22 protein-coding genes are annotated in these 20,599 nt (G+C 37.0%); 9 read left to right on the forward strand and 13 right to left on the reverse strand.

Features of this window, described 5'->3' with window-relative positions; genetic code table 11:
- Position 1: 1 nt before the first annotated feature.
- From EGI31_RS11390 to EGI31_RS11420, 7 genes are all read right to left on the reverse strand, one after another.
- Positions 2–430 (reverse strand): DUF2141 domain-containing protein, encoded by a 429-nt coding sequence (locus EGI31_RS11390; RefSeq protein WP_255037358.1) that lies wholly within the window; start codon positions 428–430, stop codon positions 2–4.
- A gap of 72 nt (positions 431–502) precedes the next feature.
- Positions 503–1,096, reverse strand: a complete 594-nt coding sequence (locus EGI31_RS11395; RefSeq protein ID WP_255037359.1) for a Crp/Fnr family transcriptional regulator — start codon at positions 1,094–1,096, stop codon at positions 503–505.
- The gene (locus EGI31_RS11400; protein ID WP_255037360.1) at positions 1,093–1,623 is read right to left on the reverse strand and encodes a DinB family protein; all 531 of its coding nucleotides are present in this window, start codon (positions 1,621–1,623) and stop codon (positions 1,093–1,095) included. The genes EGI31_RS11395 and EGI31_RS11400 overlap by 4 nt, the downstream gene beginning before the upstream one ends.
- A gap of 33 nt (positions 1,624–1,656) precedes the next feature.
- Complete coding sequence (locus tag EGI31_RS11405) at positions 1,657–2,412, reverse strand: pseudouridine synthase (RefSeq protein ID WP_255037361.1); 756 nt, start codon at positions 2,410–2,412, stop codon at positions 1,657–1,659.
- Between the two features lie 308 nt (positions 2,413–2,720).
- On the reverse strand, positions 2,721–3,353 hold the full coding sequence (locus EGI31_RS11410) for a response regulator transcription factor (RefSeq protein ID WP_255037362.1): 633 nt from the start codon (positions 3,351–3,353) through the stop codon (positions 2,721–2,723).
- A gap of 62 nt (positions 3,354–3,415) precedes the next feature.
- Positions 3,416–7,099 (reverse strand): 7TM diverse intracellular signaling domain-containing protein, encoded by a 3,684-nt coding sequence (locus EGI31_RS11415; protein ID WP_255037363.1) that lies wholly within the window; start codon positions 7,097–7,099, stop codon positions 3,416–3,418.
- A gap of 204 nt (positions 7,100–7,303) precedes the next feature.
- Positions 7,304–7,996, reverse strand: a complete 693-nt coding sequence (locus EGI31_RS11420; protein ID WP_255037364.1) for a Bax inhibitor-1/YccA family protein — start codon at positions 7,994–7,996, stop codon at positions 7,304–7,306.
- A 245-nt stretch (positions 7,997–8,241) separates the two neighbouring features.
- Here EGI31_RS11420 and EGI31_RS11425 point away from each other — a divergent pair, with 245 nt between their 5' ends.
- Positions 8,242–8,790: a nucleotide exchange factor GrpE gene (locus EGI31_RS11425; protein WP_255037365.1), complete on the forward strand. Its 549-nt coding sequence runs from the start codon at positions 8,242–8,244 to the stop codon at positions 8,788–8,790.
- Positions 8,791–8,872: 82 nt separating this feature from the next.
- A complete protein-coding gene (gene dnaJ / locus EGI31_RS11430) occupies positions 8,873–10,030 on the forward strand; it encodes a molecular chaperone DnaJ (protein ID WP_255037366.1) in 1,158 nt (385 codons plus the stop codon).
- 327 nt (positions 10,031–10,357) lie between these two features.
- Here dnaJ and EGI31_RS11435 read toward each other — a convergent pair whose 3' ends face one another.
- The 5 genes from EGI31_RS11435 to EGI31_RS11455 all read right to left on the reverse strand — a co-directional run bounded on the left by EGI31_RS11435 (position 10,358) and on the right by EGI31_RS11455 (position 13,728).
- Entirely contained in the window at positions 10,358–10,618 is a 261-nt protein-coding gene (locus tag EGI31_RS11435) for a hypothetical protein (RefSeq protein WP_255037367.1), read from the reverse strand.
- Positions 10,615–11,358 (reverse strand): hypothetical protein, encoded by a 744-nt coding sequence (locus EGI31_RS11440; protein ID WP_255037368.1) that lies wholly within the window; start codon positions 11,356–11,358, stop codon positions 10,615–10,617. The genes EGI31_RS11435 and EGI31_RS11440 overlap by 4 nt, the downstream gene beginning before the upstream one ends.
- Positions 11,358–12,092: a hypothetical protein gene (locus tag EGI31_RS11445; RefSeq protein ID WP_255037369.1), complete on the reverse strand. Its 735-nt coding sequence runs from the start codon at positions 12,090–12,092 to the stop codon at positions 11,358–11,360. Before EGI31_RS11445 ends, EGI31_RS11440 begins: the two co-directional genes overlap by 1 nt.
- Positions 12,089–12,676 carry an LVIVD repeat-containing protein gene (locus EGI31_RS11450; RefSeq protein WP_255037370.1) on the reverse strand — a complete coding sequence of 196 codons (588 nt, stop codon included), beginning with the start codon at positions 12,674–12,676 and terminating at the stop codon, positions 12,089–12,091. Before EGI31_RS11450 ends, EGI31_RS11445 begins: the two co-directional genes overlap by 4 nt.
- Positions 12,677–12,894: 218 nt before the next feature.
- The gene (locus tag EGI31_RS11455) at positions 12,895–13,728 is read right to left on the reverse strand and encodes a M48 family metallopeptidase (RefSeq protein ID WP_255037371.1); all 834 of its coding nucleotides are present in this window, start codon (positions 13,726–13,728) and stop codon (positions 12,895–12,897) included.
- Between the two features lie 98 nt (positions 13,729–13,826).
- Between EGI31_RS11455 and EGI31_RS11460 the strand changes: the two genes are divergently transcribed.
- The 3 genes from EGI31_RS11460 to bcp are packed head-to-tail and all read left to right on the forward strand — an operon-like array spanning position 13,827 to position 16,750.
- Entirely contained in the window at positions 13,827–14,435 is a 609-nt protein-coding gene (locus EGI31_RS11460) for a fumarylacetoacetate hydrolase family protein (RefSeq protein ID WP_255037372.1), read from the forward strand.
- A complete protein-coding gene (locus tag EGI31_RS11465) occupies positions 14,436–16,304 on the forward strand; it encodes a M23 family metallopeptidase (RefSeq protein WP_255037373.1) in 1,869 nt (622 codons plus the stop codon).
- Complete coding sequence (bcp, locus tag EGI31_RS11470; RefSeq protein ID WP_255037374.1) at positions 16,301–16,750, forward strand: thioredoxin-dependent thiol peroxidase; 450 nt, start codon at positions 16,301–16,303, stop codon at positions 16,748–16,750. Before EGI31_RS11465 ends, bcp begins: the two co-directional genes overlap by 4 nt.
- On the opposite strand, the gene EGI31_RS11475 is transcribed toward bcp, so the two are convergent.
- Positions 16,747–17,163, reverse strand: a complete 417-nt coding sequence (locus EGI31_RS11475; RefSeq protein WP_255037375.1) for a hypothetical protein — start codon at positions 17,161–17,163, stop codon at positions 16,747–16,749. The two genes, bcp and EGI31_RS11475, sit on opposite strands and share 4 nt — an antisense overlap.
- A gap of 253 nt (positions 17,164–17,416) precedes the next feature.
- On the opposite strand from EGI31_RS11475, the gene EGI31_RS11480 reads away from it, so the two are divergent.
- From EGI31_RS11480 to EGI31_RS11495, 4 genes are all read left to right on the forward strand, one after another.
- A complete protein-coding gene (locus EGI31_RS11480; RefSeq protein ID WP_255037376.1) occupies positions 17,417–18,283 on the forward strand; it encodes a transketolase in 867 nt (288 codons plus the stop codon).
- Between the two features lie 112 nt (positions 18,284–18,395).
- A complete protein-coding gene (locus EGI31_RS11485) occupies positions 18,396–19,397 on the forward strand; it encodes an AAA family ATPase (RefSeq protein ID WP_255037377.1) in 1,002 nt (333 codons plus the stop codon).
- Between the two features lie 53 nt (positions 19,398–19,450).
- Positions 19,451–19,960 carry a hypothetical protein gene (locus EGI31_RS11490; protein WP_255037378.1) on the forward strand — a complete coding sequence of 170 codons (510 nt, stop codon included), beginning with the start codon at positions 19,451–19,453 and terminating at the stop codon, positions 19,958–19,960.
- Between the two features lie 28 nt (positions 19,961–19,988).
- On the forward strand, positions 19,989–20,599 hold a 611-nt coding region (locus tag EGI31_RS11495; protein ID WP_255037379.1), incomplete at its 3' end, for a helix-turn-helix domain-containing protein.

Genomic DNA, 20,599 nt, shown 5'->3' on the forward strand with positions numbered 1-20,599 from the left:
ATTAATCTATAAGTTTAATGGTGAAGGTATTGGTTGTAGGTGATATTACGACGTTGCAATCGCTAAACTCTGGTTCCGAAAACTTCGGTTTGAAGTTTTTAGAAAAACCAAAAGGTTCGGTTGGATATCCTACCAAATTCTTGTCTATCTTTTGGTTTTGATTTTTATCTTGGAACACCGCAATGGCATATTCGCCGTAGGGAATATCTGTAAAATTAAAAATCATTTCACCAGCTTGATTCACCTTGGCCTCTTTGGCATAAGTTATAGAGCCTTCTTTTGGAAAAGCACTGCCTTTCTTATAAAATGCTACACGCATGTTGCCCTTGGCTTGCTTAATGTTCTGAATTTTGATACTTACATATGGTTTTTCTTGAGCCGAAACCGAATGGCTGAACCACAAAAACATGATGCAAATTATTTTTTTCATATATCAATTAGTGTTTGATGATGCAAAAATGAACAGCGTTTACAAAATATACATGTCACAAATGTGACAAAATCATTTTTGAGTCAAAGATTTTCTAATTCTACTCAGGGATTGTCTTTCTATGCCCAGATACGAAGATAAATCTGTAAGAGAAATACGATTAAACAAAGTTGTATTTCGGCTCATGAAGGCCAGATACCGCTGTTCGGCGTTTTGAAACAAGAAACTCTCAATTCGAGATTGTTGCAACACCACCACCTCCTCGGCCACCAAACGGCCATATCGCTCAATGTTCTTAAATTTATCATATCCCTCCTGCATGTCGGTATAGGGCAGATTCACCACCACACATGGCTCAATGCATTGAAAATTAAATTTTGCAGGGTTTTGTCGAATATAAGAAGGGTAGTCGGTTACGTATTCGTTTTCTCTCGAAAACCAAGTGGTGATTTCATTGCCACGTTCATCCACATAAAACGCCCGCATCAATCCCGATACCAAAAAACCTATGCTGGTTTGCACTTGGCCTTCATTGAGATAAAAATCTTTGGATTTATAAACCGAAATACTCAAAGCATCCGTAATGTAGGACAATTCGTCTTCGGTGATTTGTGGACATACGAGCCTATAATGGTTCAAATAAGTTTCTAACTCTTGAGACCTCATGCCTTTTTAGATAAATATTGCTTTACTAATTCTTGGTGGTGAAATACATGATGTATCGTAAAATAGAGCATTTCTCTAACCGTAATTTTGCCCAAAAGTGGATGTGGAAGAATCATCTGATCAAAATCCTGCTCTGAATAATTTCTTAAGTTATTGATTATTAAATTTAAATACCTTATTAGGGTTTTAAAAAGCTGGGCTTTATGATCAAAATGAATGGGTTTGGGCAAAAAGGCACCTGTTGCTCGCCCACCCAGCTGAAGTTTTTCGTTATAACGTTGTACCAATTGATCAAATGTTTTGGAAGGTCTATTGGCTTTTCCAAAGACCATCTTCAAGGCAAATCTTGGCAATATAAAACCCTGAGCAAGAGGTCTTACCGACAAGACAATATGCTTTAATTGCTGGCCTGCAGACCATTTATCAGCCCAAGCGAATTCAAAATCTTCCTGACTCAAGTTATCTAGATAATTGATAAATTGCTCATGATTGGCTTCTAATTTATCGAAAATCTCTTCTTTTTGCATAGCTCCCTATTTTTTATACCAAGTTGAGATTTATTATTCAGATTTCAAAACTTCCTCCAATTCAAAAAAACGCCAATCACCTGATTTTAAATCTCCAAGGTGCAAATTTCCGATTCTAACTCTCTTCAAAAGCGTCACTTCATAACCCAGCTTATAACACATACGCCTGATTTGCCGATTGAGTCCTTGAATCAAAACGATCTTGAAACAACGCTCATCAACGGCTACAACTTGGCACGGAAGAGTCATTTTACCCATTATTTCTACCCCAGAACTCATTTTTTCTATGAAAGAATCATCAAAAGGTTTGTCCAATTTTACGAGATACTCCTTTTCAATTTTGTGCTCATTTCGAAGTATTTTATCATAAATTCGACCGTCATCTGTCAAAATAAGTAGTCCTTCAGAGGCTTTGTCTAGCCTTCCGACATTAAAAACATCCTCAAAGGGAAGAATTTGAGAAAGATTATCTACTATGGCCTGATTGAGCGTGGTCTCGATGCCCCTTGGCTTGTGAAAAGCCACATATTTGAAATTTTTCGGAGCCTGAATTACCTTATTTTCAATACGAATTTCTTGCTCAGGTTCTATGGTAACATTGGCCGAAGTTATAAGTCCGTCAATGATGACTTTTCCCTCAAAAAGCAAGTTCTGAGCCTCTCTGTTGGAGATTTGCAGCTTTTGAACAAGAAAATGTTGTAGCTTATTTCTAAAACTCAAGGCCGTTTTTTTTACAAATTTAGCATTTCTTGAAAATACTTTTATTTCACTTTTTCTGAAACAAAGCATTTTTTTTCACTTTTATTGAAACAAAACAAATCGGAAACGGAGGAAAAGAAGAGAGAAAATTACTGGATAATCATGGCAAACCTAATAAAAATTACTGATTATGAAAGTTTTATATTACAAAAAAAATTCAAAGAAGCTGTAAGCTATTTAAATATAAAACTTAAAAAAAGCTTTATTTGTCCGCTTTGAATAACTCTAGGTAATGAGCTCCAAGGAGTCACTAATAGCCTTAAAAACAGCATATTAATAATTTATCATCTTGTAGAGTATTAAATAAATATTGAGTTTTTGAAGAAATACAACTGAATTTATACCAAATTATTCACCAAAGCCTTTGAAATGGCCTCTGTTGCTGAGTTAACATGCAGTTTTTTGTAGATATTTTTTAAGTGAAAATTGACAGTTGGAAAACTCACTCCCAAATCAGCCGCAATCATTTTATAACTTAAACCCTTTACCAAAAGCTCCAAAACGTTCTTTTCACCAGCCGTAAGCTCCACAAAATCAGTCACTTTTGTATTTTGATTCTGAAACATCGTCAATACTTTTCTAGCAATTGAGGGTGTCATAGGAGAACCTCCCTGATAAGTATCAATTATAGCATTAATGTATTTCTCTGGCGAAGAATCCTTTAATATATAACCACTTGCTCCAGAGCATATTGCAGCAAAAATCTTCTCGTTTTCCTCAAAAACCGTTTGCATACATATCTGCACTTGAGGATACTGTTTCTTGACCAATTGCACCGCTTCTATACCTGATATACCCGGCATCTGAATATCCATCAGAATCACCTCAGGTTTGTCTCTACGGGTATTTTCAAGGATTTCCTTGGCGTTGGGATAGGCATTGATAAATAGCAAATCTGGGCTACTTCTGACCGTTTCTATCAGCAGCTCTCGTATTTCGCTTTGGTCTTCGTATATGTTTACTCTTATCATGGTTGGAATTTTTACAAAATTCGACTTCTTCGTCTCAATATAATACTACTAATTTTAGTAGGCTATTTGGTAATCAAAATAATTTCGGTCCCGTTTTTGGTATTGATTAACAATTGGGCATTCATTTTTTTCGCCCTCTCCTTCATGTTCGAAAGGCCGTTTCCGGCATCCATTCTGGTAGTTTCTATTCCTTTTCCATCGTCTTTAAGCCTAAACTCCTTGGCCCCTATCATCTTTTTAACCTCAAAAATTACCGTGGTGGCTTCTGAATATTTGGCTGCATTGTTCATGGCCTCTTTAAAAATTAAAAAAATCTCCCGCCGATGTTCCGAAACCACGCTTTTTGAATCAAAACCTTCGGGTATCAAGGCCCTAAATTCTATATTTTTAGATTCAAAAATATCTTTTCCAAAGTTCACGATTCTTTCCAGCCATTCTTCCTCTTGGTCATTTTTGGGATTGAGTTCGTACACCGCTTCGCGTACTTTGCCCAAAATCTCCCTTGACTTAAAAGATATGCGTTCAAAACGCTCAAGAAGCTCATTTTGAGGCAAATCTAGTTTTCTTTTGCTGAGTTCGGTGTACATCGTGAGACTACTTAAGGAGGCTGCTAGATCGTCGTGCAGATTACCCGATATCTGATTTCGGAGCATTTGTTGTCTTTCCTTTTCCAGCTGATTTTGCCTGAACTTATAACCCAATGCTACAGAAAACAGAATGATTTCGAGCATAGAGCCAGCCATGATTATTTTATCTTGGTAGAGCGGCTCTATCCAGCCAAGATTCTGGAAGCCAACTATCATGGAAGCTATCACGAGAAAAAAAGTAGCCAAACCATAATAATAGATAATGATGAGTTTTTTGAGGTAATAATCTATGGCAATGGCCACGAAAGTAAAGGAAAACATCATTCCAGAGGCTATGGCGAAGTAATTGTGCCAATAACGGAAATAAAAAAGAGAAAGTAAGGCATTACTGACAGACCAAAACAACAATACTCTTTTGGCAATTAACCATGGTTTTCCATACTGCTTTTTCAGATCCAGAAAGGAGTCCGTGAAAAAAATCAGGAACACGTTTGACACAAAAAGAAAAACAATGTAGGCAACTTCGTTGAACCAACTATTGGACCAAACATATTGAAAACCAAACCCATACAAGGTCAACTGAAAGGCCCCGAACAAAATAATATATAGGGAGTAATACAAGTAGGTGAATTCTTTGATGGTAATCCACAAGAATATATTGTAGAGTGAAATAAGAATAATGAAACCCAAATAAATACCCCAAATCAACTTATTGCTACCCAACTGTTCCAAAAGTTCGTTTTCTTCCCAAATGAGAATCGGAAACTTTACATCTCTGGTAGACGATCCTTTAATATACATCACATAGTCCTGATTTTCAATCATATCTAATTTAAAAATCGGATTAGGCGACTTCAACTCGTACTTGTTTAGGGGAACTTTATCGCCAGACTTTTTATATAAAATGAGCTGATTTCGCTCATAGAGCCAGATTTCTACCTGCGAAAGTCGGGGATTATCGAGTTCGAAAAACCAGGATTTGTTCACCTTGTTTTTAAATGTAAATCGCAACCAGACGTCATTTGGGGTGTAACTAAAATTGGGAATCAAACCCTTGTAAAACTTAAACTTGGCCAAGAAATTGGAGTCAGATGGATTGGGTTTATTGTAAAGTGACTTTGAATCAGAATAATATGATATATTCCTAGGTCGAAGTTTGAGTATTTCCTCGGTCAAAACATTGACATTGTTATTCCCTACCGTGTTTATGTCGGCGGGATTGAAGTAATTGAGGCCATTAATCCCGCCAAAATACAACCTGCCATTGGTAGAATCATTGAAAGAACAATAACCATTAAACTCAAAACCTTGAAGGCCATCGTTGATATTGAAAGAGTGGAATTCGTGGTTGTTTTTGGGTTCAAACTTCACAATTCCTTTGTTGGTACTGAGCCACAAGTTTTGAAATTTATCCGGCTCAATAGCATAAATAAACTCACTCGGAAGACCATCTTCTCTCGTAATCCATTTTATTTTTTTTGTTTTCAAAGAGATATTAGCCAGACCATTGGAGGTTCCTACCCACAATTCGTCTTTTTGCCTCAAAAAAGATGTCGGAATACAATTCGAAATCAACCTATTGATTTTAAACGACTTAAAACCATCAGATGAAGTTACTTCAAAGAACCCTTCATTATAAATGCCTACCATCAGGGTGTCTTTGGACAAAAACTCCAGTAAGGTAATCCGCTTATTTTCGAATAAATTGGCAGCTTCGGCCCTCTTCGTACGTTTGTCTAACACAAAAATTCCTTCTTCAGTACCTATCCAAATGTCATTTCCAAACTCTTCCAAGACACGAATAAACTTCTTAGACATTTTATTTTGAGAGCCAGTGACTTCGACAAATTTACCATTTTGAAAATATGCCAAACCTTCAGAAGTGCCGAGCCAGAGTGTGCCGAGCTGGTCTTTGAGCATATACCTAATGGTGTTTGACGGTATTACTTTGGCATTAAGATTATAAAAGCCGTCAATAATACTGAAATCAGTGGCATTTACACGCCAAACGCCAGACTGTTGGGTTCCGAGCCACATGACATTTTGGTCCTTAACCACACTTCTTATCGAGAAATTCTGCATACTCTCTGGAAGTTTGCCTTCCAAGTTGAGTTTATAAGTACCAAAATTTCCAGGCAAAATTTGGATCTTATCAACGCCATAAGGATCCGTATTGGCCCATATGATTCCGTCTGGATCGATGTATATGTGGCTTATTTCGTCATTGTGAAGTTTGAAATTCGAAAAACTTCCTTTATTGGATATCTGCTCAAAAGTTTCGGATTTAGTATCAAAACATAGAAGTCCATTTCGTTCAGTCCCCAACCATACATTGCCTGACTTATCAGAATCAATGTCAAAAACATGTCCGATAGGTCTATTTTTTGCAAAATCGGTCCATTTTTGCACTGCCAAGGTTTTCGAATCAAACTTTATGAAGCCATCAAAAGTAGCCAGCCAAATATTATGCCCATCAACATGAATTTTCACAATTTCCACCGGTTTGCCAACAATATTTTTTTGATTTTTTGAGAAAAAATAACTCAGTTTCTTGGTTTTTGCATCATATCTGAGCAAACCCTCCTCCGTGTGCAGCCAAACGTTATCTCCTAAATCATTTTGGGTGGTATTGATATTGCTGAAATAATCAGTTCTAAATCTGTTTTCGGCTACTAAAATCGTCTGCTTTTTTGTATCAAAATTGTACTTTATAAGCCCCACACCACTCAACCAAAGCGTGACATCATTTCTAACCACACCAATCGGAAACACCTCGCTCTTAATAATTTGACCAGTGGAGTTTCGAAAATATATCTTCCTAAATCTACCTTTTTCGCTATCATAAATATTCAGACAGTTCTCTGTACCAATCAACAAATCGTTTGTACGAAACCCGATAATCTTCTTGATATCAATACCTTCAATACTGAATTTATCTTTGGAAGAAGGCCTGTAAACTTTCATGGTCTTGCCATTCCAGAAATTCAGACCGTCTAAAGTCCCAAACCACATGTGCCCGTTGGGATCCTTGTACATGGCGTACACTGACCCCTGCGAAAGACCTTGCTCAGCCCCGATGTGTTCTATTCTATACTTCAGCTTTTGTGCGAAGCCTTGGATAGACAACAACAAAAACATATATGTTAGACAAGTTTTCATAATTCTGGTCAGGCAAGAAAGTATTCATGATTCTTTTTGCCAGAGACACTTTTTGGGGAATATCGTATTATTTGAAATCTTTTTTCTCCTGGTCTCGAAATTGTTCGATTACAAAATCGAGCTTAGGAGGTTCAAATTAAGCAAAAATGACAAAAAAAAGACTGGTTAATTAGTAACCAGTCTAAAAAATATTCTTAATGCGAATCAATTTCTTCTAGACAATATCCGCAAAACATACCAATACATCAGCATGATAGAAGCAAAAAGTTGCAATGCAGCTCCCACATATTGCTCAGTGTGGTATTCATCTTTCATTTTTTGAGTATTGTAAAGAATGCTTCCTCCCGCCAGAAGTATCATAGCCAAAGAAAACCAAAGCCCTAACTCGAAGCCAAAAATGGCCCCAACTACAATAAGCCCCAATGAAACAAAACCGCCCACTATCATTACACTTCTCAAAAACGAGAAATCTTTGGTGCTTGTAAAAGCCAAATAAGTTAAACCCGCAAACAAAAACATTGTAAACAAAGCCGCTTGCATGAGCACATTTGCGGATTCGGTTACAGCCACCGCCACATATATCATCGGTAGAAAAATAATAGCCTCTAAAAGAACATAAATACCCAAGCCGAGGTATTGTGTATTTCTACTTTCGGCCATCACAAATCTGTTTGCCATAGTTGATGCTAGCCAAAATAACCCAAGAATAAACAACCAAACAAACTTGCCTGAAAACATAAGCTCGATGACTGACGAGGGAATGGTGAGAATAAAAAGTGACTCTACCACCACGAAGGCCAAAATAGCCAAAACAACATGTAGATAAGTCTTTTTGTAAAATGTGATTCTAGCTGATTCTGGAGCGTCAGCAACAAGTTGATAGTCAAATTCTTCCATTGGGTACAAAAGTTTTAGATTTTATAATTACCGCCTGTTAGGCGATTTTAACTGCTTAAACTTAAGCAATAATTATTCCTATTTCAAAAAAATCTAAATCATTTGAAGAAATTTTCACTGAGACATTACTGATTTAAAACTAATAATTTCACAGTAATAGTTTAAAATACCCTGCCACTTTGGCAGAAATAAGCCAAATGGTTTAATTATTGATTAGAAGTCTAAGAAATTTTAACGGTAGAAGTATGAAAAAGGATAAGCACGCAGAAGAAGAAATTACGACAAACGAAGAAACCATAGAAAACAACCAAGTAGAAGAACAAGCTGAGACAGTCTCTGAGCCTGTAAACGAGGTACAGAAATTGGAGGCAGACCTTGCAGAATCAAAAGATAAGTACATCAGACTTTACTCTGAATTTGAAAACTTCAGAAGACGTACTGCCAAAGAAAAGATAGAAACCATCATGAATGCCACCGAGGGACTCATGAAGGAATTAATACCAGTTCTAGACGACTTCGAAAGAGCACAGAAATCCATGGAAACTTCTGAAGATGTAAAGGCTATTAAAGAAGGTATTGATTTGATATTCAACAAATTCCAGAAAACTCTAGCTAGCAAGGGCCTTAAGCCGATGGAATCTAAAGATCAAACGTTTGATGTAGAATTGCACGAGTGCATCACACAGTTTGCGGCAGGCGATGACAAGAAAGGCACTGTGGTGGACGAAATAGAAAAAGGATATTATCTCAACGACAAGGTAATTAGATACGCCAAAGTGGTTGTTGGAAGTTAAGACTTGATTAATATGACAATAGGTTTTTAGTCGGAAAACCAAATCTGGTTTTCAAATAGAACTAAAAGCAAATACAAAAAATATGGCAAAAAAAGATTATTATGATTTGCTGGGTGTTGACAAAAACGTCAGTGCGGAAGAACTAAAAAAGGCCTACCGAAAATTGGCAATTAAATATCACCCTGACAAAAACCCAGGAGATAAAGAGGCTGAGGAGAAATTTAAAGAAATAGCCGAGGCTTATGGCGTTTTGTCAGACTCTGACAAAAAGGCAAGGTATGACAGGTTTGGTCATGAAGGTGTTGGCGGAGCTAGCGGCTTTGGAGGTCAAGGTGGCGTAAACATGGAGGATATTTTCAGCCAATTCGGTGACATTTTTGGTGATGGCAGCCCTTTTGGTAGTTTCTTTGGCGGTGGCGGCAGATCTAGCGGTGGCAGAAAAGCCGTTAGAAAAGGCTCAGACCTCAGAATAAAACTAAAGCTGAATGTAGAGGAAATAGCCAACGGTGTAGAGAAAAAAATAAAAGTTAAACGTTACGTTTCATGCAAAGTTTGTAGCGGAAACGGCTCAAAACATGGTACTTCACTACAAACATGCGGAACCTGCCAAGGCTCTGGTCAAATCAGACGCGTTCAGCAAACTATGTTGGGTCAAATGGTAACTACTAACACTTGTCACACCTGTAATGGAGAGGGCAAAGTAGTGCTTGACCGATGCGAATCGTGTTTTGGTGAAGGTAGAGTGCTCGAAGAGGATATGATTTCTATCAAAATACCAGCAGGCGTGGCCGAAGGAATGCAACTTTCTATGTCAGGTAAAGGTAACGTACCAGCGAGAGGTGGCGTGGCAGGTGATTTGTTGATTCAGATAGAGGAAGAAGAACATGCACAGCTCAAAAGAGACGGAAACAATATCATTTATGACCTTCCATTGAACTTCGTTGATGCTGTTTTGGGCAAAGAAGTAGAGATTCCTGTTGTGGGTGGCCGTGTGAAAATCCAAATAAAACCTGGAACCCAAGCTGGCGAAGTTTTAAGACTGAAAGGGAAGGGATTTAAAGATATAAACGGTTACGGTACGGGTGATCAGCTGATTTATGTGAATATTTACACGCCGAAAACCGTAAGTTCAGAAGAAAAATCTCTTCTGGAAAAACTAAGAGACTCTCCTAATTTCCAGCCAAAAGCTAGCGGAGAAGGCAAGAGCATATTTGACAAAATGAAGGATTTCTTCAAATAAATAGGAATATCAAATAAGCAAAAAACTCTGATTTTAAACCCAAAAAGCTCAATAGACATTCTGGCGAAATAAAATTTGGCAAAAAAGCTATGACGAGCATCTAAAAACCTATGGAGATAGGTTTGCAGAGGCTCGGAAATTGATTTGAAGCCAAAATTTATTGTAGCCGATTTTCTAATGAGTTTTTTGGGTTAATGCAAATATGCCAAAATCAGAGTTTTTTTCATTTTAGTTTCAACCGAATATTTTCCGACTTCCAAACTTTTCAAATTAATATTTTCCCAAATTACCAACTTCCTATGTTTCCAACTTTCTAACTTTCCAACTCTACCACCTTTCCCAAGGATATTTTTTCTTTGTCTTTTTAGAGCCATTTGGCGTTAAGACAGCATCAGGAGCCTTTTCTCCTTTCTTTTTGTCCCAAAAAAAGTGAATCCTTGGTGGCACCAAATATCTTCCTGCATAAACTCCCGTTACCAAATCATCGTGTTGATGTTCCATTCTTACATGGCAGGTGCTCATTGGGCAGCGGGGTGCCCAACACGAAGCCATTGCAAACAAAATAAATATTAAAAGTAAGTTTTTCATAAAGGTACTGCTATTCTAATTCCGGCTGTTTTACTGAAAAACCAGCCTTTTGTTCCTGGTTGTCTTAAAGATTTGTTGCTCAAAAAACCAAAATGCAAGGGAACCACCTCTATTCCATCAGGATCTGTGGTTTCATCCATGCTTGTATATTTACCTAATCCCAAGCCCGCGTAAGCATCCAAAAACAAATGTTTGTGCAAGTGTATATGTTTGCCAAATTTGATATGAACGGTTTGTGTTTTCTCAGTGTAAGGCACTGTGTCAAACTTTGCATAAGAGGGTAATTGTGTTCCACCGATGCCAGTTGCCATTTCTACTGTTCTATCATACTTTCCTTGGATATATTCCACTGAATAATACCTCCCGAAAGGTTTTTTATCGAGTCCAGCAAATGGATACCAATCAGAAAAGTACATCTTTATTTCACCTCTATATTCGGTATTGATATTCTCTGATTGATTTTTTCTCACATATTTATTTAGGTTCTGTGAGCCTTTTCCTTTGCCATAATCAAAACTAAAACTAAACTTGCCAAAAGGCGGAGCCAGTTCTGCACCATATTGGATAGTATTGTTGTAACCTACCATGGCCGTGGGATTAAACCTGAGCAACAGAAACGGGATATGTGTAAACTGAACCGGTTTTTTATTGAAAAGCGGCTTGGTTTCGATATTGTACAATTGAGCCATCGAATTGATAAACAACAAATTAAGAACCAATATTTTAAAAAAAGTCTTCATCAAAGCTCGTTTATTTTTTCCAATTTATTGTTTGCTGTATAATTCAACTGAACCATGCCTTTAGCTGTTTTTACAAGTACTTTGTTGAGCTTTGGCACCACTCTAAAAAATTCACCACCACTAACATTCACCTCTGTTATTTTGGATAATTCCGATGTGTTCTTAATCACATAGACACTCACAAAGCCATCAGCATCGAGCATAAAAACCCTACGATTCATTACTTTTAAGTCAATTATAGCACTTGAAAGATATTGATTCAGATAGATCAGTTCAGTAAATTTATTGATTTTGAACAAAGAAAACTTGCTGGCTAAACCTGGCTGGCACGCTGTTTTACCTTGAGACACCACCACAAAACTATCCACAAGAGCCATTTGGTCACAAGTACTGAAGGCAAAATTCTTGAGTTGAATAGTCTTATTGGTTTCTTTTAAAAATAGTTTAAGGCCAGTTTTGGAAAGCAAAAGTAAAGAATCCGTTCTGCCGGCTATTCTCTCAATATCGAGCGAATCAGGGTTGAATTTGGTTAAATTGAGATTCGATACGAAGTTACTGTTCAAGACATGGAATTCGTTTTTCTTCAAAAATACACTTTGATTGTCTGTAGTCTCATTAAAAAAGTTCTGTTCGGTATTGCTTCCCAAAATCCTAAGTGAGCCAATCTCCTCCATTTTGGAGCAAGAAATTAATCCAAAAAACACAAAAGCTATACAATAATATCTTATACTCATCTGTAACAATTAAGTTTTTTGTCCATTACTTTTTTCTCCCATTCTATCACAAAATCAACAGAGTCAGGACATTCAAAATACACATTACGTTCAATGGGATAGTTTGGAAAAGTAAACAAATCAGATTTTCTGTTCGCCAAACCAAAATTTATTGTACTCGCTGAAAGAGAATCCACGGATATGAGTCGATTGGCCAACAAATCCAAGCCGCTAATTTTAAAGGAAATCAAGTCATTGCCGCTGTCACAAATTAGAAAACCATCTTTTACAGTAAATTTTCGCAATGCGGGAACATTAATAAAAGCCATGGCTTCAGGTTTAACCGCATTGGGGTTTTTAAAAACATGAACTCCCTTGGCATATTCAGCCACGTAAAGGTATTTTTCATCCACAAACATGTCAGACACTTTCCCAATTGCTCTGGGTTGCTCCAGTCTAAGATTGTTCAGTTCTAATTTACTGAGTGAGGTTTTTACGAAGTAGCCTTCGTTGGCATAGCTGGGGTCGTTTTCTTGAAAACTTTCGAATTTCTGGCAAGAGACCATGATTCCAGCAAAGAAAACAAGCAAAAGTATTTTAGGCATTCAGGACGCTTTTGATTTCAAAATAATATTTCAATAAACGTTCCAAAAAGTTTATTTGGTATAAAAAACAAAAAATCCCGTCAGAATTTCATTCCATCGGGATTTCTTTGCACATCATTCTACTAAAAGCTTGAAAATAATCTAATAAGATCTAGCTCACTAAAATTATTAAAGGTCAGTGGTCAATCGAAACCTATACAAACCAAAGTACCGAACGATTACTTACTTCCGTAAGCATAGTAATATTTCATGGCCTTATCCATGTTTTTTTCGAGTTCTGCTATACGTGTAGCATCGGCTGGGTGCGTTGAAAGCAACTTTGGTGGCTTTTGTGAGTTTTTACCTGCCTCGGCCATTCTTTGCCAGAAAGCCACAGCTTCTTTAGGTTGATAACCAGCCATAGCCATAAAAATCAAACCAATTTTATCGGCCTCTGACTCTTGTTTTCTGCTGTTCGGCAAAACCCCACCGAGGGTAGTTCCAACTCCCAAAACTTGGCCAGCAATCTCCATAGCTCTTTGATCTCCAGTATAAATTCCTGCTGCAACTGCACCAACTTGTGTAACACCTTGTGCTACCATGGCTCTACTCATTCTTTCTCTTCCATGTTCTGCAATCGCGTGGGCCACTTCATGTCCCATTACCACGGCTATACCATCTTCAGACTTACAAATAGGCAAAATTCCAGTGTAGAAAACCACTTTGCCACCTGGCATACACCAAGCGTTTAGTTCTTTACTTTCAACGGTTCTGAACTCCCAATTGTAGCCATCCAACATATGCCCAAGATTTTGCTGAATAAGATAGTCTTCTGCAGCTTTTTTTATTCGCTCCCCAACTCTAGCCACCATTTGGGCATCGGCTTTGTTGGCGGGCACTTGCTTAACGGTGTCTAAGAAGCCCTTGTATTGTTGAAAGCTCATGGCCATCATTTGGTCACCAGAAACCAAACCTACCATTTGTTTTCTACCTGTTAACGGAACACGCTGACAAGCCCATACAAAAGTCCCTAATACGACCAGTCCAATAAGTACTCTATAGTTTTTCTTCATTTCACAAGGATTTTATTATTACAATGATAATAACGTAAAATTAATTGATACATTTAAATGCTTAGACTTATTTTTGCAAAAAAAGTAATGTCATTTTTATGAAAATATTAGCAGTAGGACGCAATTATGTAGAACACATTGCCGAACTAAACAACGAAAAACCCGATCAACCAGTCATTTTTTCAAAGCCAGAAACGGCGATTTTGAAAAATAGCGAACCTTTTTATTATCCAGCTTTTTCGGAAGACATACATCACGAGGTAGAAATAGTTCTGAAAGTGTCGAAAATGGGAAAAAATATAGAAGAGAAATTTGCCCATAAATATTATGACGAAATAGGTCTTGGGATTGACTTTACAGCTCGTGATATTCAGTCAAAACTGAAAGCAAAAGGCTTACCTTGGGACCTAGCCAAAGGTTTTAATGACTCTGCTCCTATCTCCAATTTTGTTTCGAAAGAAGGTTTCGATATGCAAAACATCAATTTTTCTTTGGACATCAACGGAGAAAGAAAACAAACTGGTAACACCAGCATGATGCTGTATTCGTTTGACTATTTGATAAGCTTTATTTCGCAATATTTCACTTTAAAAACCGGAGATTTGATCTTCACAGGCACGCCAGCAGGAGTTTCGCCAGTAAAAATTGGTGATAGACTCGTAGGAAAGATAGAAGATAATGTGATGTTTGATTTTGAAGTAAAATAAATGAAGTTTTTGAAGTTAATTTCTTTCCTAATTTTTGTAAATTTTTCGCTTTCCGCACAACAGAAGTTTCCGCAAGGTTACTTTATTATGCCCATCGCACCTGGACAAATCACCTCATTATCAGGTTGTTTTGGCGATATCCGCACCAATCATTTCCATGCTGGTTTGGATGTGAGAACGGGCGGAGTAGAAGGCAAAAACGTTCACGCAGCGGCTGAAGGCTATATTTCACGGATAAAAATACAGAATGGCGGTTATGGAAATGCCTTATATGTAACACACCCAAATGGCCTGACCACACTTTATGCTCACCTGAAAGTTCTCAATGACACCCTACAGAAATATTTGGTATCTCAACAATACCAACAAAAAACTTGGGAAATTGATATCACTCTGAATCCGAATCAGTTTTTGGTAAAAAAAGGTGATATTATCGCACTTTCAGGAAATACAGGTGGGTCAGCTGGTCCGCATTTGCACTTTGAAATACGTGATGCAGAGGAAAACGTATTGGATCCTTCACAGTTTGGTTTTGCGGAGTTGAGAGACAATGTTTCACCTGTCATTCAGCAGATTTCTCTCAAATGCATGTCTGCAGATGCTCGAATCAATGGCAAATTTGGGATTTTTAATTTTTCGGTCATCAAAGGCAAAGACGGTTTATATCGCATTCCTCAGAAAATTACAGCCAAAGGAACGCTTGGCCTAGAAGTTCTGACTTATGATAGGGCCAATAACAGTCCGTTTCGTCAGGGAGTAAACCAAATAAATCTAGTGGTAAACGACAAACCTGTTTATAATTTTAGGCTTGACAAAATGGCTTTTCATAATAAATTGGACATGAATATCCACGCCAATTATGAGAAAATGAACAAGACTGGCCAGAAAATCCATAAATGCTATGTAGAAGAAGGTAACACTTTTGATTTTTATAAAACCAATGAATTAGCCGGGAAATTCAAGATTGAAAACGATACAAATCTGGTTGAGCTTAGGGTAAATGATGCCTTTGCAAATACTGTTTTTGCAGAATTCCAAATCATAAAAGAGAAAACAAACAATGCAGTCATTGCTTCTTCAGCTAAAGTAAAGACGGATGTATTAGATAATTTCTTAAAAATTGAAGTACAAGACCCAAGCAATGAATTTAATGGCCTGCAATTGCAAACGGGCAACTCTATGACCCAAGTACCTTTTGATGAAATACTTGGCCAAACCAAAATCAAAATTCTAGACCTAAAACTCGGATTTCCTGAGTCTGTAACCCTCAACGGAACTCCAGTTACATTACCAGTAAATACAGCTCTAAAAAAAGCATTTCCGAACTTGAACAAAGAAAATCTGAAGGCCGACTTTAAAGATGTACTTTACGACGATACATTTCTAAATATTACAGTAAATGATACCGAGCTTAATCTTCATGAAGATATAGTTCCATTGAAAGGTTATGCCGACGTTGTTTGGACAAAAAACAGTCTTCCTGCCTATCCTGATAAATATAAAGCCTATTTAAAAGCTGGAAAAATGAAGTTTTTGGGTGGAGAGTGGCAAGGTACAAAATTGAGCTTCAAAACCAGAGAATTTGGAAAAATACAAACACTTTATGATTTAGACCCTCCAATTATTTCGCCCAAATCGTTGACCAAAGAGAGTCTAAAATTCAGAATTTCAGATGCTTTATCTGGCATAAAGACGATTGAATGCTTTGTGAACGACGAATGGACCCTAATGAATTTCGAGAATAAAAACGGTATGATTTGGTCAGAAAAGCTGGATTCTTCAAAACCTTTTCTGGGTAAGATTGTTCTGAAGATAACCGATAATTGTGATAACGTCGGGACATTTGAAACAGAAATAACTGAAAAATGAAATTAGAAATAGGCCAAAAAGCTCCAGACTTCGAAACAATAAATCAAGACGGAAACACGGTAAAATTGAGTGATTTTGCCGGTAAAAAGATAGTTTTATATTTCTACCCTAAAGATAACACGCGTACTTGTACTACCCAAGCATGCAATCTTAGAGATAATTATGCAGCTCTTCAAGCCAAAGGATATACGGTTTTAGGCGTAAGCATTGATACAGCTAAGTCTCACAAGAAATTCCAAACCAAGTTTGAGTTACCATTCGACCTTTTAGATGACTCTTCTATGAAAATGGTCAATGACTATGGTGTTTGGGCTGAAAAAATGATGTACGGAAAAACCTACATGGGCACCCTAAGAATGACTTTCTTAATAGACGAAAAGGGAATTATTACTGACATTATAGAAAAAGTAGAATCAAAAAAACATTTTGAGCAAATAGCTGCCTAAAATCTGAAAATCAAAGGGTTCTCTATTTCTCTACCTCGAGATTTCATAAAATCCGAGACAGTTATTCTCTGACCAAAGCAACCACTTATTAAGGTTACTTCTTCATGGTCTATTTCAGCATTGGAAAATATTTCTTCTGCTCTATTTTTATTTGTGTGTATTAAAGCGAGGAAAGCATAACACCTTACACAAGGGTTTTGGTGCTTACACAAGGCTATTAAATCCTCTGATTTGCAGGTTCTTATTAAACCTTGGTAAGCTTGATATTCGGGCGATATTATCCCATTGATTCCTTTGTTATAACCAGAAACCACATTTGCATTCACTATGATGCTGACCAAAGAATCGATTTTCGCAGATTGTGCAAAAGTGCAATTTGTTGTTAAAATCAAGATAAGCAGTATTCCTTTCATGTTATTTTTTGACTAAAGTCGATAAGGATAAATAAACGTTGCATAAATATCCATTTTTTGAATTAATCCAGACCTTAAATCCTTGCTTATCACACATTTTCGTTTATTTCACTAATTGATATTTTGTTTTAAATAATTTTACGTGTATTTTTGACACTTATTATAAATATTTGCTAATCTTGCAACAATTATAGGCTTAGCAGCAATATTTTAATAAATTTGTGAAGATTATTAACAAAATTCTAATTCTTAAATGCAAACCCCAGAAATCAAGGACATTGCCACCCAAGTAAGACGCGATATCGTACGCATGGTGCATGGTTGTAAGTCCGGCCACCCAGGTGGGTCATTAGGCTGCACGGATATCGTTGTAGCACTATATTTCCAACAGATGAAAATCAACAATCGCAAAGGAAAAGGCGGTTACATCTCGTTTAAAATGGACGGAATAGACGAGGACTTGTTCTTCCTCTCTAACGGTCATACTTCACCTTTGTTTTATTCTGTTTTAGCAAGAAGAGGATATTTTGGAATCGAAGAATTGAGCACTTTTCGTAAGTTAAATTCAAGACTTCAAGGCCACCCAACCACACACGAAGGCTTACCTGGAATCAGAATTGCCTCGGGTTCTTTGGGCCAAGGTCTTTCGGTTGGTATTGGTGCTGCCATGGCCAAAAAACTAAACGGTGACAAAAATCTTGTTTATGTTTTGATGGGTGATGGTGAGCAACAAGAAGGTCAGATTTGGGAAGCAGCACAGTTTGCTCCACACCACAAAGTGGACAATTTGATTGGAATAATCGACTTGAATGGTCAGCAAATAGATGGTTCTACAGAGCAAGTAATGTCAAACCGAGACCTTAAAGCCAAATACAAAGCATTCGGTTGGAACGTAATGGAAATCAAAGAAGGCAACAACATTGAAGCTTGTATAGCAGGCCTAAGAAAAGCCAAAAGACTGACAGGCAAAGGTCAACCCGTAATGATATTGCTCCACACCGAAATGGGTGCTGGCGTTGACTTCATGATGGGTAGTCACAAATGGCACGGTATAGCTCCAAACGACGAGCAATTGGCGGCAGCATTGGCACAGTTACCTTCAACTTTAGCTGATTATTAACCGGATGCCTGAGCGGAGTCGAAGGCATCAAGGCACAGAGGCAATAAGGCATAAACTGGATTGTTGACTGAGCGGAGTCGAAGGCAAAAGCTCTAAATAATTTCATAAGCAATTGAAAATAAAAAGCTTAAATATTAAAAATTTCAAATCCATCGTTGATATCACCATCAACGAACCTAACCCCTTTACGGTGTTTGTTGGGCCAAACGGAAGTGGAAAATCTAATATTTTTGAATGTTTACAATTTATGAGTTTGGCGAGGCAAATAGATTCTGCGGATTTATTTGGAGGGTTTAAACAAATTCTCAACAGAAAATCACCAAATTTACCTATTGACTATGAATTCAATTTTCTGGACGATAGTAAGAAGTTATGTAATAGGAAATATTCTCGCCTTCCAAGTAATCAGATGTCTGATTTACGAAATTATGATTCAGAACCTCAAGTTAAAGTGGATGAAGTAACCGGGAAATACTCTATTACTGAACCAAAAGACTTTTATAGATTCAATAGAATTTTTATTAAAAACAAGGATGTTGTAAAAATAAATTACAATAGTAATAATTTTCTAATTGAAGATTGTAGCAATCTTGAAAAGGTTCTTAAAAGACTTCTTGAAGAGGAATTTAAAAGAGAAGAAATTACGGATTGGCTTTCGTTATTCATCCCAGAATTCGATAAGATTGAGGTGCAAAAACCTGGTCATAGCTCAAAAGAAGATTTGTTCATTTACCAAAAATATTACGATGAACCTTTCGATAGAGAGCTAATCTCTGATGGCACATACAACATTATCGCCTTATTAACAGCCGTTTACCAGTCAGATGAACCTCAGTTTTTGTGTATCGAGGAGCCTGAAAATGGTTTACATCCTTTTGTTATCAGAAAACTTGTGGATTTTTTCAGACAAGCTTGTGAAGATAAAGGACACTACATTTGGTTAAATACCCATTCTCAAACTTTGGTTGAATGTTTGACCGCTGACGAAGTTATTGTGGTTGATAAATCAGAGGGTGAAACAAAAGTCACTCAACTGAAGGGTACAAATTTACATGGTTTAGATATGGCAGAATACTGGCTATCAGGTGCGACAGGAGGTGGCACACCATGGTAAAAATTGGCTTTTTAGTTGAAGGGGACACAGAAAAGAAAATTATAAGGTCTCAGATGTTCAATGATTTTCTAAAGGCAAATAATCTGGAAGCTATTCCAACTTTGTTTCCAGTAAAAGGAAATATGGGCAAAGATGTCTTTAAGAATATTGACAAAATCAATTCCCTTATTGACATTTTAAAGGAAAAAGGTGCGGAGCATATATTTGTAATCAGAGATTTGGAAGATTTAGAATGTGTTGTTTTGGCAAGAAATGAAATAAATTCAGATTCAGTTCAAAAAATAATAGTTGAAAAAACGATGGAATCGTGGTTTCTAGCAGATTCTGAAGCTTTGCAAAAGGTATTTTCTGCAGATGATATCAAAGTTGAATTTCCTGAGAAAATTGAAAATCCTTTTAATGCTCTTAAACAAATAAGCAAAGAAAAAGAAAATAGAGGTATAAGCGATAAACTAATTTTTGCAGCCAGAATGCTAAGCAACGGTTTCTCAATAGAAAATGCGGCAAAACACCCAAATTGTGACAGTGCAAAATATTGGTGCTATGTTGAATTAAGTGGGTAAGATAAAATTTGTTTCTGATATTTGTTCAATGAATAGTGAACAAATATTTCAATTGGCTTTAGGTTTAAATGAGCCGTGGTATGTTTCAAAAGTAGAGTTTTTGGATGGGGATTATCAAAAAGAGCTTCATTTAACGATTGACTACAAAGTTGGATTTTTTATTGATAAGACTGGCAAGAGTACTGTACATGATAGAGTAGATAGGAAGTGGCGGCACCAGAATTTTTTTGAGCATAAGTGTTACCTACATTGTAAAATACCACGTGTAAAAACTGTTGAGAATAAGGTTGAACAAGTCTCAGTACCGTGGGCACGGGAAGGTAGTGGTTTTACACTTCTGTTTGAGGCATTTAGTATGTTGTTAATAGAGCAAGAAATGCCAGTCAACAAGGTAGGCAAAGTGATTGGAGTTTACCCCAATCGCATCTGGAATATCTTTAATTATTGGCTTGGAATTGCTTATTGTGGTGCAGATCATAGTGATATTTCAACATTGGGAATAGACGAGACAAGTTCTAAAAAGGGGCATGATTATATAACCGTTGCGGTGGATATGAAAACTTCAAGGGTAGTACATGCAACTGAGGGCAAGGGAGCAGACACCATTACGAAAATAGCTGATTATCTGGAAACTAAAGG

It is taken from the genome of Lacihabitans soyangensis, assembly GCF_024343775.1.
In the GTDB taxonomy this organism is placed as follows: Bacteria; Bacteroidota; Bacteroidia; order Cytophagales; family Spirosomataceae; genus Leadbetterella; species Leadbetterella soyangensis.